At 35.0% G+C, this 20370-nt stretch carries 15 protein-coding genes, 1 tRNA gene and 1 pseudogene; 7 read left to right on the top strand and 10 right to left on the bottom strand.

The features are described 5' to 3' along the window. Position 1: 1 nt before the first annotated feature. The 3 genes from ACNQGN_RS13720 to ACNQGN_RS13710 all read right to left on the bottom strand — a co-directional run bounded on the left by ACNQGN_RS13720 (position 2) and on the right by ACNQGN_RS13710 (position 5660). Positions 2–1807 carry a peptide MFS transporter gene (locus tag ACNQGN_RS13720; RefSeq protein ID WP_417988391.1) on the bottom strand — a complete coding sequence of 602 codons (1806 nt, stop codon included), beginning with the start codon at positions 1805–1807 and terminating at the stop codon, positions 2–4. A 3-nt stretch (positions 1808–1810) separates the two neighbouring features. Then, positions 1811–3346 carry a peptide MFS transporter gene (locus tag ACNQGN_RS13715; protein WP_417988390.1) on the bottom strand — a complete coding sequence of 512 codons (1536 nt, stop codon included), beginning with the start codon at positions 3344–3346 and terminating at the stop codon, positions 1811–1813. Positions 3347–3458: 112 nt separating this feature from the next. Next, entirely contained in the window at positions 3459–5660 is a 2202-nt protein-coding gene (locus ACNQGN_RS13710; RefSeq protein WP_417988389.1) for a S9 family peptidase, read from the bottom strand. A gap of 179 nt (positions 5661–5839) precedes the next feature. Between ACNQGN_RS13710 and ACNQGN_RS13705 the strand changes: the two genes are divergently transcribed. Beyond that, on the top strand, positions 5840–7159 hold the full coding sequence (locus tag ACNQGN_RS13705; RefSeq protein WP_417988388.1) for a hydroxymethylglutaryl-CoA reductase, degradative: 1320 nt from the start codon (positions 5840–5842) through the stop codon (positions 7157–7159). 90 nt (positions 7160–7249) lie between these two features. After that, complete coding sequence (locus ACNQGN_RS13700) at positions 7250–8167, top strand: GYDIA family GHMP kinase (protein ID WP_417988387.1); 918 nt, start codon at positions 7250–7252, stop codon at positions 8165–8167. Positions 8168–8274: 107 nt separating this feature from the next. On the opposite strand, the gene ACNQGN_RS13695 is transcribed toward ACNQGN_RS13700, so the two are convergent. The 7 genes and pseudogenes from ACNQGN_RS13695 to ACNQGN_RS13665 form a co-directional block, all read right to left on the bottom strand. Further along, positions 8275–9366: a peptidylprolyl isomerase gene (locus tag ACNQGN_RS13695; RefSeq protein ID WP_470303651.1), complete on the bottom strand. Its 1092-nt coding sequence runs from the start codon at positions 9364–9366 to the stop codon at positions 8275–8277. Positions 9367–9921: 555 nt separating this feature from the next. Then, a pseudogene (locus ACNQGN_RS13690) lies at positions 9922–10371 on the bottom strand (SurA N-terminal domain-containing protein); the annotation flags it as partial. 109 nt (positions 10372–10480) lie between these two features. Beyond that, complete coding sequence (locus ACNQGN_RS13685; RefSeq protein WP_417988386.1) at positions 10481–11740, bottom strand: hemolysin family protein; 1260 nt, start codon at positions 11738–11740, stop codon at positions 10481–10483. A 3-nt stretch (positions 11741–11743) separates the two neighbouring features. After that, the gene (locus ACNQGN_RS13680; RefSeq protein WP_417988385.1) at positions 11744–11938 is read right to left on the bottom strand and encodes a hypothetical protein; all 195 of its coding nucleotides are present in this window, start codon (positions 11936–11938) and stop codon (positions 11744–11746) included. A gap of 18 nt (positions 11939–11956) precedes the next feature. Continuing rightward, positions 11957–12511 carry an LPS export ABC transporter periplasmic protein LptC gene (gene lptC, locus ACNQGN_RS13675; RefSeq protein ID WP_417988384.1) on the bottom strand — a complete coding sequence of 185 codons (555 nt, stop codon included), beginning with the start codon at positions 12509–12511 and terminating at the stop codon, positions 11957–11959. Between the two features lie 47 nt (positions 12512–12558). Then, complete coding sequence (locus ACNQGN_RS13670; protein ID WP_417988383.1) at positions 12559–13809, bottom strand: BamG family beta-barrel-assembly machinery protein; 1251 nt, start codon at positions 13807–13809, stop codon at positions 12559–12561. After that, on the bottom strand, positions 13806–14537 hold the full coding sequence (locus tag ACNQGN_RS13665; protein WP_417988382.1) for a type III pantothenate kinase: 732 nt from the start codon (positions 14535–14537) through the stop codon (positions 13806–13808). Before ACNQGN_RS13665 ends, ACNQGN_RS13670 begins: the two co-directional genes overlap by 4 nt. A gap of 98 nt (positions 14538–14635) precedes the next feature. Here ACNQGN_RS13665 and ACNQGN_RS13660 point away from each other — a divergent pair. From ACNQGN_RS13660 to ACNQGN_RS13640, 5 genes are all read left to right on the top strand, one after another. Continuing rightward, a tRNA-Phe gene (locus tag ACNQGN_RS13660) sits at positions 14636–14708 on the top strand. A 283-nt stretch (positions 14709–14991) separates the two neighbouring features. After that, entirely contained in the window at positions 14992–15411 is a 420-nt protein-coding gene (locus tag ACNQGN_RS13655) for a transposase (RefSeq protein ID WP_417988381.1), read from the top strand. Positions 15412–15636: 225 nt separating this feature from the next. After that, positions 15637–17172: an MFS transporter gene (locus tag ACNQGN_RS13650; protein ID WP_417988380.1), complete on the top strand. Its 1536-nt coding sequence runs from the start codon at positions 15637–15639 to the stop codon at positions 17170–17172. A 10-nt stretch (positions 17173–17182) separates the two neighbouring features. Then, positions 17183–17407: a DUF6814 family protein gene (locus tag ACNQGN_RS13645; RefSeq protein WP_417988379.1), complete on the top strand. Its 225-nt coding sequence runs from the start codon at positions 17183–17185 to the stop codon at positions 17405–17407. A gap of 256 nt (positions 17408–17663) precedes the next feature. Beyond that, positions 17664–20369 (top strand): ATP-binding protein, encoded by a 2706-nt coding sequence (locus tag ACNQGN_RS13640; protein WP_417988378.1) that lies wholly within the window; start codon positions 17664–17666, stop codon positions 20367–20369. Position 20370 lies beyond the last annotated feature (1 nt).

Below are 20370 nucleotides of genomic sequence, written 5' to 3'. Positions count from 1 at the left end.
CCTATCGAACACCATGCATTAATTTCTTAATGACAGGAGTCATTAAAACAGAAAACAAAGCAACTACAATTGAAATTATTGTTAACATCCAAAAGAAATAACTCAATCCATGTTCGTTTGCGATCTTATCAATATTCTCACCAAACATTCCTGCTCCTTTCATCCCAATTGCAACTGCAAGATACCAAACTCCAAACATAAATGCAATCATTCTTGCAGGAACTAGTTTACTTACGTACGACAACCCAACTGGCGAAATACACAATTCTGCCATAGTATGGAAAAGGTACACTAAAATAAGCCAAATCATACTGACTGAAGCCGTTTTTGCACCCGCCTCGATACCACTGGCGCCGAAAGCAACACAAGCCATCCCCAAAGCCAACAATGCCATTCCAATACCATACTTTAAATTAGCTGATGGATTGTATTTACTTTCCCACCATTTTGAAAACAGAGGCGCAAGTGAAATAATGAACAATGAGTTTAAGGTAGAAAACCAGGTCGCAGGAACCTCTGTCAGTGCAGTTGTCACTTTGTCAATTTTAAGCGATTGCAATGTTGAATCTGACAAGGACAAATATCCGGCGGTGTAATAATCTTTAACTAACATCCAAATTGCGATTGTCCAGATAATTATAAAACTTACACTCAAAATAATATTCGCCACTGCATAATATTTGAACGTTTGTTTCGACAACAAATACAACACCCAACTGATAATTGCTAAAGGCAAAATAGTAATCAATGAATTAACAACTAAAAACACGACACTCCAATTACCAACTAAAATCCTATCTGTATAATCATTTGCAAAAATGGTCAAACTGTTTGGTGACTGTTCAAAAATTGCCCAAAAGAAAATAGTTAAAAAAGCAAAAAATGTCACTGCAATTAATTTTTCTTTAGTGATTTTTGAATATTGCGTAAATCTGTAAATTAATAAAATAATAAACAATAGCAAAGCCGTAACTATCGCAATCGTGTTTCCATTTTCACCCAGAAAAGAAAAAATATTGATTGCGCCTCCTGAAATTTTTGAAGCAGGATCATTTAAAATCCATAGCAATCCTAAAATTGATGACAAAGCAATAACGCCAAGTTGCCAAGGCGTAAATGGATTTCTCGTATCAGTATCTAAAGCCTCTGCCTTAGCTTTGCTTTCGGCACTCGGTTTTAAACCAATGTCTCCAAAGATATTTTGGGACAACCAAAATTGCAACATTCCAAAGAACATAAAAATTCCGGCCAAACCAAATCCATAACTCCATCCCACTTTTTCACCTAAATAACCGCAAAGTAAAATTCCAAAGAAAGCACCCGCATTCACACCCATATAAAACAAAGTATAAGCACCATCTTTCTTTTCAGGACGGTCTTTGTACATTTCGGATATGATAGAAGTCATGTTGGGTTTAAAAAATCCGTTCCCAAAAACCAACAACACCAGTCCTAAATAAATTGAAAATTCAGTCTCTACTGCCATCGAAGCATGCCCCAATGTCATTAATGATGCACCCAAAACAACAGCCCATCTAAAACCAATTACTTTATCGGCAAAATAGCCCCCCAACATTGTTGACAAATAAACAAGCCCTACATAAGATCCAAAAAGAGCAGACGCATTTTCACGTGTCCATTCCCATCCTCCATCTGTAAACGAAGCTGTTAAAAACAATATTAGCAATGAACGCATTCCGTAGAATGAGAAACGCTCCCACATCTCTGTAAAGAACAAGACAAATAATCCCGCTGGATGCCCTAGAACGGTGCTTTTAAAAAATTGATCTGTAGTATTCTGACTCATATATTAGTTATTTAATTCTTTATCAACTCCGTGCATTAATTTATTAATTGTTCCCGAAAGAACTAAAAGCAATACTCCAAAACCTAAGCCTGCATAAAACAAATATTCAAAAAGTTTTAAATAACTCTGTTTTGCCAAATTCAAATCAGGAGCTACCCCATTTGATGTATCTATAGAGGCTAAATTAGCCAGCAAAGAAGCAATAAACTCAGAACTTGCTGTTGCTAAAAACCATACTCCCATCATAAATCCGACGATTTTTACCGGAGATAATTTAGTAACCGCAGAAAGCCCAACAGGTGACAAACACAATTCCCCACAAGTATGAAGAAAATAAGTCAGCACTAACCAGATCACGCCAACTTTGCCCATCTCAGACACATTAATCCCTAAAACTAATGAGCCAAATCCCAATCCCACCAAAATTAGAGCAATCGAAAATTTAACTGCCGTATTCGGATTGTATTTCCCTAATTTCACCCATAACCACGCAAAAACAGGGGCTAAAAGAATAATAAATAATGCATTTAAACTTAAAAAATTACCAGCATCAATAGGACCTCTATCTAAAATTCTATCCGCAAAAAGATTTAAAGATGTATAAGCCTGTTCAAACAATGCCCAAAAAACTACTGTAAAAACAATCAGTATCGTTAATGCAATCAATCGTTCTCTGGCAATTCTATCGAGTTGTGTAATCGCATAATAAAGGATATACACAAAGGATATGGCTCCGGCTACAATCAGCAAATTCTGCACTACGCTATGGCTTTGAACCATTTGCCAAATTAATAATGTCGAGATCACACTTGCTGCGTAGATCAGCCATTCGTTCTTGATCCCAAGCGTCTGTTTTGCTAAAAATTCCGGCGCTTTAGATTCTCCCTTACCCATTAACAATTTCCTTCCGGATATAAAAGTCAGCAACCCAAAAAACATTCCAACTCCAGCCGCTGCAAATCCATAACTCCAACCATATCTTTCACCAAGCCAAACGCAAATTAAAGTTGCTAAAAAAGACCCTAAATTTATTCCCATATAAAATATGGTAAATCCGGAATCCCTTCTCTTATCCTCTTTTGAATACAACTCGCCCACCAATGAAGAAATATTGGCCTTTAAAAAACCAACCCCCAAAATAATAAACGCCAAGGAAAGGTAAAATACCTGAAGCGCAAATTCATCCCGGGTAATTACTCCCGTAACAGACTCAGTTGCGGCATTTCCTTCATAAGCCATTCCAAGATGACCGAGTACCAATAATATTCCTCCAAAAACAATTGCCTTTCTAAACCCTAAATATCTATCGGCAATAAAACCACCTATAACAGGAACCGCATACACTAAAGCAGCATAACTTCCAATTAATAAATTACCGGCACTATCAGAAAATAAGTGATACTTGGTTAGATAAAAAATCAAAAGTGCTTTCATTCCGTAGAATGAAAAACGTTCCCACATTTCTGTAAAAAATAAAATAAAAAGTGCTCTTGGATGTCCAAAAAATTCTTTTTTATGCGTTAAGGAGTCGTTTGCCATAAAGTGGTATTAATAAGTTTTCTTTGATAAAGTTAGTCTTTTTATTATAAAATTTAATTTTGTTTTTTTACACCCTAAATTCCATGGGCATTTTTATCAAAATCAATTAGTATTAAATTGTTTCCTTGTCTGAAGAGTTGCCTTTTCCTAAATTTTCTTTAATAAAATTCGTCATTTTAGTATACAATTGAATTCTGGTATTGCCTCCGGAAATTCCGTGTGCTTTATCCGGATAAATTTGAGAATCAAATTGCTTATTGGCCTGAATTAAAGCTTCCGTCATTTGCATTGTATTCTGCACATGCACATTGTCATCGCCTGAACCATGTATCAAAAGAAATTTTCCTTTTAGCTTATCCACGTGGTTTATTGGTGAATTCTCATCATAACCACTTGGATTTTCCTGAGGTGTCTGCATGTAACGTTCTGTGTAAATGCTATCATAAAATCTCCAGTTTGTCACAGGAGCTACCGCAATAGCCATTTTAAAAATATCATTTCCTTTCAAGATACAATTAGAAGCCATAAATCCTCCAAAACTCCATCCCCAAATTCCAATTCTTGATTTATCTACAAATGCATAATTTCCAATAACTTTTGCAGCATCAATTTGATCCTCCACTTCGTATTTCCCTAATTCTTTTTGAGTGCATTTTTTAAATTCAGCTCCTTTATAACCAGTGCCACGACCGTCAACACAAGCTACAATATATCCTTGTTGGCTCAGCATCATAAACCAATACTCATTATAACTACCCCATTGATTTACTACCTGTTGTGATCCTGGTCCGGAATATTGAATCATAAAAACAGGATATTTTTTTGAAGCATCAAAATCTTTTGGCTTCATGATCCAGGCATTCAGTTCATTCCCTTTTTCCGTTTTTAAAACAAAGAATTCTTTAGCCGGTAAATTGTAGGCTTTTAATTTTGCTGCTAATGCTTCGTTGTTTTCAATAACCTGTACCTGTTTTCCTGTTTTAGCCTCATTCAAAGTATAAGTCATAGGCTGCGTAGCGCTTGAAAATGTATTGATATAATATTGGAAATTAGGACTAAAAGTGGCTGCACTTACGCCTACATTTTTAGACAATCTCACTTTATTTTTGCCGTCAAGCCCAATTCTATAAACATCTCTATGAATCGACCCATTCTCTACTGACTGGTAAAAAACAGTATTGGTTTTCTCATCAAAACCATAGTAATTGGTCACTTCCCATTTACCCTTAGTCACTTGATTTTTTAGCTTTCCTGCTTTATTGTAAACATAAATATGGTTAAAACCGTCTTTCTCACTGGTCCAAATAAAACTGTTGTCTTTCAAAAAAGTCAAATTATCAGTCACATCAACGTAGGCTTTGTCTTTTTCATTCAGCACCACTTTTGTCGTCCCTGAATTTCCATCGATAAATAATAAGTCTAAATTATCCTGATGCCGATTCAGCACCTGTGCAGATAAAACATTGGCATCATTAGTCCATTTCATTCGGGCAATGTAAAAATCATTGTAGTTTCCCAAATCAACTTTTTTGGTTGCATCCGTACCGGCATCATAAATATGTAGCGAAACTAAAGAATTCTTTTCGCCTGCTTTCGGATATTTGAAGGTTTGAACTCCAGGGTATAATTTTTTTCCAAACATAGACATGGAAAATTCCGGAACCTGACTTTCATCAAAACGGATATAGGCCACTTTCTTGCTGTCGGCACTCCAGTCGAATGCTCTTACAAAAGCAAATTCTTCTTCGTAAACCCAATCCGTAATTCCATTTATAATATTATTTTTCTTCCCATCGGTAGTAATAGGAGTCGATTTATTTGAAGCTACATCATATACATAAAGATTGTTTTCTTTGGCATAGGCTATCTTTTTACCATCTGGAGAAAAGGTTGGCTCCTGAACCTGAAAATCAAACAATTTAGTTAATTGCTTCGTTCCAATATTGTACAAATAATAGTCTGCCGTAAAGGAATGACGAAAAATAGAATTGGTGTTACACGCTAATAAAATCATCTTTTCAGAAGCGTCAAATGTATAGCTATTGATCGCCGGCAATTCCTTATGCTCTTTTGTATCGATTAAAACCGCTGTTTTTTTCAATGTTGCAAAATCGTATAAATCAATTTGCGTACTACCGGATGCACGATCAAAATTCAAAACGGTGTATTGATTGGTCTTTTCCATGGACTGTAATTCATCCATTCCTTTGGCACTATAAGTACCATTAAAAATTTCATTAATTGTGATTTTTTGTTGACCAAAAACAGTAAAACACAAGAATAAAAGTAAGGCTGTAAATTTGTTTGAATTCATGATATTGATTTAATTATAAAAACCGTCAATTTTAGTGAAAAATTTACAATAATTTCACATTTGATGTGTTAAATGTTAAAAACAATATTATACACACCCTTTTATTGAGGATAATATGATAGTAAATAAAACTGGTAAAAGCGTATCTTTGCACCTATACATACTATAATCTATTGAGAATGAACAACGCTGTAGCCGGATTTTCCAAATTATCCAAAGAAGAAAAAATAAATTGGATTGCCCAAGAATACTTTTCAACTCCCTCTGAAGCAATAGCATTACTTAAAAATTATTGGAATTCAGACGAAAAAATACAGAAATTACACGATGAATTCATTGAAAACACGATAACCAATTTCTATATTCCTCTAGGAATCGCTCCAAATTTCCTAATCAATAACAAATACAGTGCCATTCCGATGGCAATTGAAGAAAGCTCCGTAGTTGCAGCTGCCTCAAAAACAGCAAAATTTTGGTCCACCAGAGGCGGATTTAAAGCAACCGTTATCAACACTGAAAAAATCGGACAGGTCCATTTTATTTTCAAAGGCGATGATGTTTCAAAACTGGAATTATTCTTCGTTCAAACTAAAGCAAAGTTTTTTTCTGAAACAGAATCCATTACAAAAAACATGCAAAAACGTGGCGGTGGAATTCTTGATATAGTCCTGAAAGACAAAACTAATTTACTGCCTAATTATTTTCAACTTCACGCTACTTTCGAAACTAAAGACAGCATGGGCGCCAATTTCATCAATTCGTGTCTGGAGCAATTTGCTAAAACATTAAAAGAAGAAGCGCTCGCTTACGAATTATTCTCGACTACCGAGAAAAACATTCAGATTGTAATGAGTATTTTATCGAATTACGTACCCAATTGCCTTGTAAGAGCTGAAGTATCCTGCCCGGTAGAAGAATTAAAAGAAAAACACATTCCAAATCCGCAAGAATTTGCAGATCGGTTCCTGCAGGCTGTCCAAATTGCCGAAGTGGAACCCTATCGTGCCGTTACACACAACAAAGGAATCATGAACGGAATTGACGCCGTTGTGCTGGCTACAGGTAATGATTTTCGTGCTGTAGAAGCTGGCATTCATGCTTATGCTGCTCGAAAAGGCCACTATTCCAGTCTATCCCATGCAAAAATAGAAAACGGTATTTTTACCTTTTGGCTAGAAATTCCATTGGCACTGGGAACCGTTGGAGGATTGACTTCTTTACATCCACTGGTAAAGCTATCGTTAGAAATGCTAGAAAATCCATCCGCTAAGGAATTAATGCAAGTGGTTGCCGTCGCAGGTTTAGCGCAAAATTTTGCGGCTTTGCGCTCTTTAACTACTACTGGAATACAGGAAGGACATATGAAAATGCATTTAAACAATATTATCAATCAGTTTGAAGCCAGTGCCGATGAACGGATCTCGATACATAAATATTTCAAAAAAAATACTATCTCACACAGTGCAGTTGTTGCTTTTATTGAAAATTTAAGAAAATAATTCTCAGGAGCTATGCCCGTTATGCATTGCAATCTTTTAGACAAACGACTTAGAAAAGATTTCCATTTTTATCGGGCTTAAAAAAAATACATGAAACAAACATTCTACAGTAACGGCAAACTCTTAATTACAGGAGAGTATCTGGTTTTAGATGGCGCGAAGGCTTTTGCATTACCAACAAAAATGGGACAAAACCTGATTATAGAAAAAGGAAGCAACAAAGAAATCAGTTGGAAAAGCTATGATGCCGATAAAAGTATTTGGTTTGAAGACACTATTTCATTTTCTGACATTTCAAATACACCAAATTTAGAAAACGAATCCGTTAAATCCACACTTATTGCTATTTTACACGAAGCTTTTCTATTAAATCCTAATTTTATCGCTCGTTTCGAAGGATACAGTATTACAACTGAACTTGGCTTTCCAAAAAGCTGGGGCCTCGGCACGTCTTCCACTTTGATAAACAATATTGCACAATGGTTAGAAATCGACGCTTTTACACTGCTTAAAAACAGTTTTGGAGGAAGTGGCTACGATATTGCCTGCGCTCAAAATGACACCCCCATTTTATATCATTTAGAACAAGGAAAACCTATTGTTGAAAAAGTAGTTTTTGATCCAAATTTTACCGAGGATATCTATTTTGTTTACCTCAACAAAAAACAAAGCAGTAAGAATGCAATCGCAGCTTACAACATCAGCAAAAAAAATAACCTGAATCGAACAATTGTTGTAAATGACAAAATAACGTTCGAAGTTATAAAAGCAACTACCCTTAAATCATTTGCATTAGCTATTGAAAGGCACGAAGCAGAAATGAGTATTATTCTGGAAATGCAAACTGTAAAAGAATATTTATTTCACGATTTCAATGGCGTAATAAAAAGTCTTGGTGCTTGGGGTGGTGATTTTGTAATGGCAATTACTCCCGAAAACCCAACCGCCTATTTTGCTTCAAAAGGCTATGGAACGATTATTCCGTATAGCGAGATGATACGCTCTTAATCCTGTTCAAGCTTTCAAACAAAAACGATATTAAAATTAAAATCCCGATACATTTAGAACGTATCGGGATTTTTTATTTTTGAAATTAATTACTTCTAAGCTGCTTATTAGTAATTGAATTGTTTTCTGTTATCTTCAATTTTAGCATTCCCTTTTAATGCAGGAACAACTCTGTTTGCGTCTGAATCGCTTTGTGCTTTTAACTTAGCTACATATTCCTGATGACTTTTCAAAGCTGGTGCTTTTACAGTGCTTAGGTTTTTCACAACATACACACCCGTATTTCCTTCAATTGGAGCTGACACTTTATTCGCTGCCAATGCAAATGCATTTCCAACTACTTTAGGCTCCTGACCAGCGCCAACTAACATTGGATTTTCCATTGTAACAGCAACCGCTTGTTGTACTGTTGTCCCAGCAGCTTTTGCAATTGCTTCTAATGAAGTCCCTGTCATTTTAGCTTTTATCAATTCCGCTTTTTTCTTGTTTTTAAGAATTGGCTCTACATAAGGTCTGGCCAAAGTGATTGATACTAATCCGGACTTATCAATAGTCTTAACTTTTGCAATTACATGTCCTATATTAGCGAGTTCAAATCTTTTTACTGCCCCTACTTTAGTATCATCTTCAAATGCCCATCTCACAATTGTTCTTTGGTTTCCTAAAGGCCCAAAAGTTTCATCCATCGCTTTTACAGAAACTGGAGCAGCTATTGCAAGTTTCAGGTCTTTTGCCACTTTTGCAAAATCTTTATCAGCAGCGTCCATTTCGAATTTGGTTGCCTGTGTAAAAATTCTGTCTGAAGTAACTTCTGAAGCTTCAATTTTCTGAGCTACAGTAGCCAGACGAATCCCGTCCTGTTTATCTGTAACTTTGATAATATGAAATCCGAAAGGCGTCTCTACCAATCCAACTGTACCTATTCCATTGCTAAAAACGAAATCATTAAAAGGCTTTACCATTGCGTTTGGTCCAAAATAACCTAAATCACCACCTTGTTGTGCTGATGAGTCATCGGAACTTGTGAAAGCCAACATTAAGAAACTCTCTGGATTTGCATTAACCTGAGCCAATACCTCTTCTGCTTTTGCTTTAGCTTGTTCTTTTGTTCTTCTTTCTTTTTGATTAGGAACTTGTGTTCCTTCATAACTAATCAATATGTGACTTGCTTTAGCATTCACACCCGGTTTCATACCCATAGATTTAGAAACACAATAGTATTGTCCAAATTTGTAAGGTCCATAAACCTGACCAGGAGCAAGATTAAACAATTTATCTGCGTCTACAGCTGGTAAATCTTTTTTAGCAATATACGTTGAATCATAAGGAACATCCGAATTTGAATTTACAAATTCTATTGTATTTGTAGTTGTTCTAAACCCCGGCAAAGTATCATTTTTACCCGTTGCCTGATTGTAAACCACACTTCCGTTTAATAATCCGTTAATTTTAGCTTTAACTTCATTTTCATCCTCAGTTGAAGCTTTATCCTCAATTAAAACATATTCTATCTCACGAGATTCTTCTGCTTTGTATTTTTTTTCATTTTTTTTCATGAAATCTACAATCTCAGCATCCGTAATTTTCACATCGCTGTCTTTAATAGTAGAATATAATCCTGCCACATAAGCAAAATTCACTTTGTTCGCTTCCATTTCATATTTAAACTTCCCTTCGCTTTCAGTTGTATACACCCCTGATTTGATTAAAGTATTATAAATTTGAAATTTAGCATTCAACTCAGCATCTTTCTCTCTGTCTTTCAAGTATTGCGCCTGAGCTGGATTTGATTTGAAATATTCTTTGAATTTTGCAATGTCAAACATACCTGCTGCATTCAAAAACAATGGGTTTTTACCTATGTTTTGATCCGCTTTTAAAACTTCCAAAATGTGTTTTTCACCTACTCTTAATCCCAGTTTATCAAATTCAGATGTCAGCAAAGCGATCGAAACTTCTTGTTCCCAAACTCTGTTAGCCGCAGCCGTTGAAGTAATTCCTTCACCGCTTTTCTCTACATTACTCACTTTGACTCTAAAATCTTCAAATGAGATATCTTTTCCATCAATGCTTCCTACGTCTTTGGTATTTTGACCAAGGCCACCTTTACCGATAAGATCTTGTATTATAAATGCAAATAATGCGATAGCAATAGCTGCTATTAATAAGGCGGAACGTTGTCTAATTTTTGCTAAAACTGCCATTTTTATTGTTGTTAATTTTTATATTCAGTTTGCGAAAATACAATTATCTAATTAATAATTATAGTAGTAGCGTTTTATTTTACAAGAAATTTCAATTTTCTAAAAAAAATCAGTCTCCTAGGGACATTTTGACTAATTCTATTTTCTTGTTTGTGGCTTCTTCTATAATAAAATGAAAGTTACCTATAGTGATTACGTCCCCTTTTTGAGGAATGTCTTTGGTATAATCAACAATAAAACCTCCAAGTGTGCCATAAGAGTCACTTTCAGGAATATCGAGCTTATAGGTTTGGTTTAAATACTCCACATCCAGTCGAGTGGAAAAAATATAGCTGTCGTCACCAAGTTCATTTTCGATTAGTTCTTCTTCTGAATCATGCTCATCCTCTATTTCTCCAAAAAGCTCTTCTACTATATCCTCTATTGTAATAATCCCAGAAGTCCCTCCGTATTCATCCAGAACAACTGCAACGCTTTTCCGCTTTTTGGTAAGCAAATTCATTGCATCTTTAATGTAAATTGTTTCCGGAACAAATTCCACAGAAATCACAATTTCCTTGATGCTACTTGGTTTCTTAAACAAATCAAATGAGTGTACATACCCGACAATATCATCTAGTGAATTTTGATATACCACAATTTTAGAATAACCTGTTTCGATAAATAATTTATTGAGATCTTCTATTGCATCATATAAATCAATAGCTGCGATTTCAGTTCTTGGACTCATTACATCTCTAGCCTTTACACCTGAAAATTCCAAAGCGTTTTGAAACATTAATATCTCAGAATCCACTTCTTCATTATCTTCAACCGTACTCATCTGTTCTGTGATATAATTCCCAAGTTCTACTTTACTAAAATAAAGCTGCACCTGGTCACCTTCTGTTTTAAAGAATTTTTTCAGTACAAAATCCGAAACCCAGATAAAAAAAGTGGAGACAAAATAAAACAACATGTAAAAAACATATGCAGGAATAGCAAAAACCCTTATTAAAGTATTGGCATAGATTTGAAAGAATACTTTAGGCAGAAACTCCGCTGTAATCAAAACTATCAGCGTAGCAATAACTACCTGAATAATTAAACTCAGCCAAGTTGAAAAATGATATCCTAAGACATCAAGCCAATGCATCAATAGTTCGCCAATAAAAAACCCATAAATAACTAATGCTATATTGTTTCCAATAAGCATAGCAGCGATAAATTTAGAGGGCTTTTCAGTAAGTTTTGTAAGTATTCTAGAAATGAAATTATCCTGTTTTTTTTCTATTTCAAGATAAATTTTATTAGAGGAAATAAAAGCAATCTCCATTCCTGAAAAAAAGGCACATAGTATTAGACACAATATGATAATACTAATTTCCATGTGCTAGGATTTTTTATTTCGGTCTTCGAATTTTTTTGCAAATTTCAATCTGAAGAAAAACATAAAAATTGCCAATCCTGCTATTATAAAACTCAACCAGGGTATTTCCTGAGTTGCATTTAATTTTGCTACGCCATCATAAATGAAGTAAGCTCCAAAAATAAGATAAATGTAAGGTGTGTATTTTAAGTAACTCATACTATAGTTTTATAAAAATTAGTCGTCTGTTAGAATTTCGCCAGTTATCCTTTGTGAATTAATCACCTTGAAATCTTTACTGAAATCGATTCCCTGTCCGTTTGATTCTCCTTTGAGATCCGTAAATTTAAACTTTTTTTCAGTAAAAAACCATTCGTTTTTCTGATCGTAATACAATTGCTCTGTTTCCAGTGTCTGGCCGTTTTCCGACCTAATTTTTACCTTTCCCTGCAAATCAATAATATGCGTCTTTTTGTATGAAACCGCATAGCTGGAAGTTATAAATGTTTTCTTTGCTTTGTTATCATACATAGTAACATTAATTCCTTTTGGAAATTCAGTAAATGGAAAATCCACACTAGCATAATCTAACATCTTTGGACTCACTAAAATAACTTTAATCAGTCCTGAGTCCGTATATTTTAAATTCACTTTATCAGCATCTCCACTGGGAACAAACTCCGAAAAGTTTATTTTTTGCACTTCTTTAAAATTACTTTCGCACCCAAAAAACAGAGTCACAGCAAAAGCTGTGACTACTGGGAAAATTATATGTGTTTTTAGTAAGGGCATATACTGTACTTAAAAAGTAATAAAATTATAACTACTCTTTTTGAGTTTTAGTTGAATTTTCGTTTTTCAAACCATTTATCATTAAGAGAAAAACTTACACTAAAATTAGCATAGTTCTCCTGAATAAGATTTGCATTTGTAGTTCCTTTTTTCCCTAATTCGAAGCCCAAATTCACATTGGAGAAAGTACCTGTGATTGGAAGACCTACACCAAGTGTTACCCCCATATCATTTATGGATTCAGAATTAATCATCAATCCTGTTTTTTCATATTTAATACCCCCTCTGTATACAACTCGCTTCGCATAATTTGAAAAAGAATTATAATTAGGAATATAATATCCACCTAAACTAACACTGCCGTATCTTCCGTAACCTACGTTACTGGCTTGATTATAAGTGTTTTCCTGACCTGAATTTTTTTGATAAGAAATTTTCCCTCCAACAAGCCATTTTTTAGCTTCCCCAATTCCGGCACCAAACGATATTCTACTTGGTAATTTTATGTCCTTTTCTGTTTTTTGCTCTGGAAGTGCATCTACTTCAACTACATCAAATCCTGAATTATAAACGACAGTAGCTATGTTTCTGCTATTCGCAGAAGTAAGATTTCCTTCTAAAGTATAATTTAAACTAGAGTACAAGGATAATTTTTTACTTATTTTTCTTTGATACATTGCCCCAATATTAAAATTCACACCAGATAAATCTGCCGAATTCAATTCACGGGTACCTATCGGAACATTGGTAATAAATTCTAAACTTTTTGTTTCAATTTTACCAAAATTATAATGCGCATCTGCACCTATGCTAAAATTAGGAGCTATTTTATAACCAACTCCAAAAAAAACTTTATTCAGGCCACCCGTACCCGCTAAACGCTTACTTGTTTCACCTTCCTGATCTGCCAAAGACTCAATTTTATATCCTACAGAAGAATAAGGAATCAATCCAAACCCCACTCCAAATTTCCCTAAAGGCAAACCAACTGCTAAATAATCTAAAGTTGTTCTACGAGTATTTGCTGACCCACTATTACTTTTCAAGTTTTTTGTACCATATGTGCCACCCAAAGAAAAAGTAGTTAATTTTAGATTTGCAAAACTGGCCGGATTTTCTAAATTAATATGAATACTGTCCTGTTCCACTGCTACTCCTGCCATTGAACGATTCTCAAGCGTCCCTTTGAATCTTATATCACCAATTCCATAAAAAGAGTATGGAGATGAAGTTCCTTCCTGTGCAAAGGATACAAGTGACAAAAGCAAACATGCGCTTACTATAAATTTTTTAATCATTTTTGATTTTTATATTGAAATGTTTGACTCAAACTCTCTAAGAGAAAATTTGAATTGGCAAATATGGTATTTTTTAATCGTTTAGCCAAAAAATCTGTGTCTCCACCCGTTAAAATTATTATAAAATTTGAATACCGTGCCCTATATTCATCGATGAAACTGTCAATCTCATAGACTAATCCATTAACCACACCGGAATGGATTGATTCAGAAGTAGATTTTCCAATTAAATCTTTCGGATTTTCCAAAGTCAACAAAGGCAGTTTTGCGGTATAATTATGCAATGACTCATAACGCAATCGCAGTCCTGGCGCTATAGCTCCGCCAAGATAATTATTGTTTTCATCTATAAAATCAAAGGTGACACAAGTTCCCGCATCAATAACCAATCGGTTCTTATTGGGAAACTGAAGCGTTGCTCCAGCGGCAAGAACCATTCTGTCGATTCCTAAAGTTTTAGGGGTGGAATAACAATTCATAAAAGGAAAAGGATCTTCATGGGATATAAAATGAACTTTTACATCATTTTCAAAGTCCAAAAACGACTGTTTTTCGACATCTCCAACAGACGAAACGACCAAATCAGCAATTTTTTTAAATTTTTTTAAAATATTTTGAATGTTTTTTTGCACTTCATTTTTAACAAACACAAAATTTTCCACGAGTATACTATCCTCAAAGACAGCGGCTTTAATTCTGGTATTCCCGACATCAACAGCTAGAATCATATTTTATTTTTTGATGTTGCGAAGATACGAATTGATTTTTTTTAAAATTTGTTTTGGATAAACTAAAAATCATCCTATATTTGCACCCGCAATAGCGAGGTACCTTAGCTCAGATGGTAGAGCAATGGACTGAAAATCCATGTGTCCCTGGTTCGATCCCTGGAGGTACCACAAAACCCGAATAGAAATATTCGGGTTTTTTGTTTTTTATACATTTCTCAAATCCACCCCTTTTGGATTAATGCGTATTTCCGATGTACTCCGTCAATAAATCCTCTTTTATCCGACGAAGCTAGTATAGGACACCAGCCACGTTTTTACAAACTGTCTTGGTTTTTCCAACACTTCCCTATTCTCCAACAAAAACGGAGGATTCACTATGTTTTTTAGTTTTATTACCAAATTCAAATAATAAAAGTTGCTAATTTACTATATTTATGCAAAATTTATATACATGGAACTTTTAACCTGTCCGAAATGCCAAGGAAATCAAATTACTAAAAGTGGCATAATCAATAACAAACAAAGGTATCTATGCAAAAAATGCAACTACTTTTTCACCGTAAATAAAATGGGAAAAAAAATAGATGATTACTACGTTACCAAAGCCCTGCAATTACACCTTGAAGGGTTGAGCTACCGAGAGATAGAACGCATTATCGGAGTTTCGCATGTTACTGTCAGTAACTGGGTAAAGTCATTTAATATCAAAAAACCTTCTCATGCAAATTACCACCCTACCTATAAGATCTTTAATCATTTAGAGCTCGTAGAATATGTAAAAAATAAAGAATTACTTTCGGGCGCCGGCATGATAATAACGGAACTCGGAGATAAGTTCATGCTCATAAAATGGGAACGCTTTAAGAACTAACTATACTACTTTACAAAAAAATATATCTTAATTTTTTATATAACTAAAAAATTAGAATTTGGCGGTATTGAAATTAACCATTTTTTACCTGGCAATTACAGCCAATGCCTTTTTCAGCAATTAATTTAGACTATCTAACTTTAAAACAATCGACAAACAACACTGTACAGACAGTTGTGTCACAAGCAAATTATCTGGACGCACCACTATAAACACAAATAAAATATGAGTAGCAAATCAACAAAAGGAATTTGGAAAGTGATTTCCGCATCTTCAATGGGCACAATGATTGAATGGTACGATTTCTACATTTTTGGAAGTTTAGCCGTTGTCATTTCAACAAAATTTTTCCCGTCTGATAACCCAACCGCAGCCTTTCTGTCAACATTAGCAACATTTGCAGCCGGATTTGTAGTTCGTCCCTTTGGAGCACTTTTCTTTGGAAGATTAGGTGATTTAATTGGCCGTAAATATACGTTCATGGTTACTCTATTATTAATGGGTGGCGCAACGTTTCTGATAGGTTGCATCCCGAGTTATGAAACTATAGGGTTTATGGCGCCTTTATTAGTATTAATTCTTCGTTTGCTTCAAGGCCTTGCTCTTGGTGGTGAATATGGCGGAGCCGCGACTTATGTGGCCGAGCATGCACCAGTTGGACAGCGAGGCTACTGGACTTCCTGGATACAAACCACAGCTACTGTCGGACTATTCATTTCCTTAATGGTTATTTTAGCAACTAGAAATATTCTTACTCCCGAACAATTTGATCAGTGGGGATGGAGAGTTCCGTTTTGGGTTTCTATCATTATGGTATTTGTTTCTTATTTGATCAGAAAAAACATGGAAGAATCTCCTGTTTTTGCTAAAGCAAAAAGCGAAGGAAAAACAAGTACCAATCCATTAAAAGAGAGTTTTGGAAATCGTTACAACTTGAAATTTGTTTTATTGGCTTTATTTGGAGCTACCATGGGACAAGGTGTTGTTTGGTACACGGGCCAATTTTATGCGATGAGCTTTTTGAAAACTGTAATGTCTATTGACTCTTCTCAAGTGGACACCTTATTAGGAATTGCATTAATACTCGGGACACCATTTTTCATTGTCTTTGGCTGGTTAAGTGATAAAGTAGGACGAAAGTATATTATGATGGGCGGAATGTTATGTGCTATTTTACTTTACAGACCTATTTATAAAAGCATGTACGAAACTACTTCCGTAAAAAACAAAACTGAAATTGTAGCAAAAACTACCGTACTGGCTGAATTGAAGGATAATAATAAACAAATCATGGATTCAATCTATACTACAAATAAAGAGTATACGGATGGAACCACTTTGCTGGAAGTAAAAACCGTATCTTTAGAAAACGGGAAAGCAATGATTGTTGATGGAAAAGAAAAAGCAGAAATTAAAACAACAATTAAAATCAACTCCGGCGACCAATGGTCTTTAATCTTTTTAGTATTCATACAGGTTCTATTTGTCACAATGGTGTATGGTCCGATTGCGGCTTTCCTTGTCGAGATGTTTCCTGTAAAAATCAGATACACTTCCATGTCACTGCCGTACCATGTAGGAAACGGAATTTTTGGAGGATTGCTTCCTGCAATATCAACCTATTTCGTAACCAACGCAAAAGATGCCGGCCAGTCCGAATTTTATCTGGAAGGACTTTGGTATCCTATAGTTATAGCTTCAGTCTCCTTTGTAGTCGGGATGATTTACATAAAAAACAAAGACAAGAACACTCACATTTAAAAACACAGCCATGAATCAGATAAAAAGAGTTTTAGGTTTAGTCTGGATAGCACTAGCAGTTGCTGCGGCCTATTTTTGCATCTTCACTTTTGGATTACCAAAATTTATGTCAGGCAAACAAGAGGATTTAGTATTCGGAATTATCATCCTTTTTATACTTACCCCCTTAATAGTTTTAGGTCTAGGGACTTTTGGCTATTTTTCCTTAATGGGCGACTATGACGAAAAAAAATAATATTTTGAATCCGTTTTTACACTATACAATCGCTACATTCATCTGTAGCGATTGTATACCTTTAGTACAATGAAAAAGAGACATGAACAAAAGTTGGTTATTCTTTCAATGCTAATGATATTAGCGTTGAACATTCCGCTTTTGCTGTTATTTGATAGTTCAAAACCCCTCTTCGGATTCCCAATTATATACATCTATATTTTTTCGGCATGGTTAGTTTCAATCGCAATCAGCTACCTGATCATTAAACGATATTATGAATAGCATTGGTCTTTTATTAATATTGGTGCTTTATTTGTCGATTCTTTTTTACATCGCTTATTGGGCAGAAAAAAGGAGTCATTCAAAATGGACCAATAATCCCTATATCTATTCCTTTTCATTAGCAGTTTATTGTACCGCTTGGACCTATTACGGCAGTATAGGTCTTGCGGCAAATTCCGGCTTAAGCTATATCCCTATTTATTTAGGTCCAGTCATTATCATCCCTACATGGATGATTATCCTCAAAAGAATTATTCGAATTTCGAGAGTAAATAAAATATCCAGTATTGCCGATTTCATTTCTTTACGATATGGGAACAGTAGATTTCTGGGCGCATTAGTTACCCTGATTTGTATTTTTGGGATTGTACCTTATATTTCTTTACAGCTAAAATCGATTTCAGACACCTTTCATATTGTTAGCAAAACACAATCGAGCAACAATATTTTCACAGATACTACCACTTATGTTTGCATTGCTCTGGCTTTATTTGCTTCGTATTATGGCACAAAATACGTCGATGCTTCAGAGAAAAGACGCGGTCTTATAACCGCTGTAGCAATGGAATCTATCTTGAAGTTAGTTTTCTTTTTAATCGTTGGTATTTATGTAACCTATTTTGTTTTCGATGGATTTGATGACATATACCAAAAGGCCTCTGTCCTTGAAAATTTTGAAGAGAAAAACTCCATAGATGGCCTTACTAATGGAATTAACTGGTTCTTTCTTTGTGTCTTATCAATGTTTGCCATTTTTCTATTGCCAAGACAATTTCATACAGCCATTGTTGAAAACAACAAAGAAACCCATATTCGCACAGCAATTTGGCTTTTTCCATTGTACTTATTCCTTTTCAACATTTTTGTGTTTCCGATTGCCTGGGGAGGAAATATCCTTTTTGAAGGAAAAGGGCTTAATTCAGACACGTACTCCTTATTGATCCCTCAGTTTTTCAACAATAATTTATTGACCGTTTTAGTGTTTCTTGGCGGATTTTCAGCAGCCATTTCGATGATTATCGTCTCGTCAATAGCACTCGCCACCATGCTGAGCAATAACTTATTGATTCCGTACGGCTTCATTGGTTCACTAGAAAACTCTTCACCAAAAAAGAACAGTAAACGAATTGTAAACAGCCGAAAAATAGGAATTTTTTCGCTTATTATTTTGGCCTATGCCCTATACCGAATTTTCATTCTGGACTATTCTTTAGTTTCAATAGGCTTGGTTTCTTTTGTAATTATAGCCCAACTGGCTCCCTCCTTTTTCGGTGCTTTATTCTGGAAAAGAGGTTCTAAAAATGGTGCGGCAACAGGAATTATTATTGGGTTTCTAATTTGCTTCTATACACTTTTGATCCCCTATGCCATTGGGATTACAAAATCAACAAGTCTATTCATTCAGGAAGGGCCGTGGGGAATTGAATTGCTAAAGCCTTTTCAACTTTTTGGTTTGGATTATTTAGAACCTATTCCGCATGCTGTTTTCTGGAGTTTATTGCTCAATGTAATGAGTTATGCTGCCATTTCTGTGAGTTTCAAAGGCAATTATAGAGAACGCAATTATGCCGAAATGTTCGTAGACATTGACAAATACATCACTAATCATGAAAATGCATTTGTATGGAAAGGAACTGCGTACGTCTCAGACATTCAAAAAGTTTTACAGCGCTTTCTTGGAGAAGAAAGAACAAAACGAGCGCTGACCATTTTTAATTTAAAATACGGCATCGATAAAAACATCACAACGGCCGATGCACGGTTTGTAAAATTTGCTGAAAATTTACTGACAGGACATATTGGTACGGCTTCCGCCAAAATTTTAATATCAAGCGTAATCAAGGAGGACAAAATCAGTTTGCCCGAAGTGCTTCGAATCTTGGAAGAATCCAAAGAAAATATCATCATCAATAAAAAACTGACAGATACTTCCAATGAATTAAAAAAAATATCCGAACAACTGAAAAATGCCAATCAGAAATTGGTCCATAAAGACATTCAAAAAGATGAATTTCTGGACACCGTTACGCATGAATTGAGAACCCCAATTACGGCAATTCGTGCTGCCAGTGAAATTCTTCACGACGATGATGATATTCCGGAAGAGTTACGGAAACAGTTCCTGCAAAACATCATCTCCGAGTCGGATCGTTTGAATCGTCTGATAGATAAAATTCTGGATTTAGAGAAATTTGAAACTGGAAAACAAAAGATCTATCTTTCAAAAAACACTATTTCAAAAACAATAACAAAAACCCTCGATTCTGTCCAACAGTTGCTAAAGAACCAAAAAATAAGTGTCGAATTTAATGACGCATCCAAAGAAATAAAAGCCTTTTATGATGAAGAACGAATCATCCAGGTGGTTCATAATTTATTGTCAAATGCTATAAAATTCTGTCCTGATACAAATGGAAAAATAACTATTTCTATTATAGAAAATAAAGAGGTCGTAACGGTCAGCATTCACAATAATGGTAAAGGAATTAAAGATGAAGATTTCGAAGCCATTTTTGATAAATTTTATCAATCTAGAAATCAGAATGTAAAAAAACCAATTGGAAGCGGCCTTGGACTTGCCATTTGCAAGCAGATACTAGAACATCATAAAGGGCAAATTTGGGCTGAAAATACCGAAGCAAACGGCGCCACTTTTGTTTTCACATTACCCAATTACAATACAACTGAAAATCGTTAAA

This window comes from Flavobacterium rhamnosi, from assembly GCF_048286515.1.
Taxonomy (GTDB): Bacteria; Bacteroidota; Bacteroidia; order Flavobacteriales; family Flavobacteriaceae; genus Flavobacterium.
The sequence above is the reverse complement of the archived record's forward strand: the minus strand, read 5'-3'. Positions and strand labels throughout refer to the sequence as shown.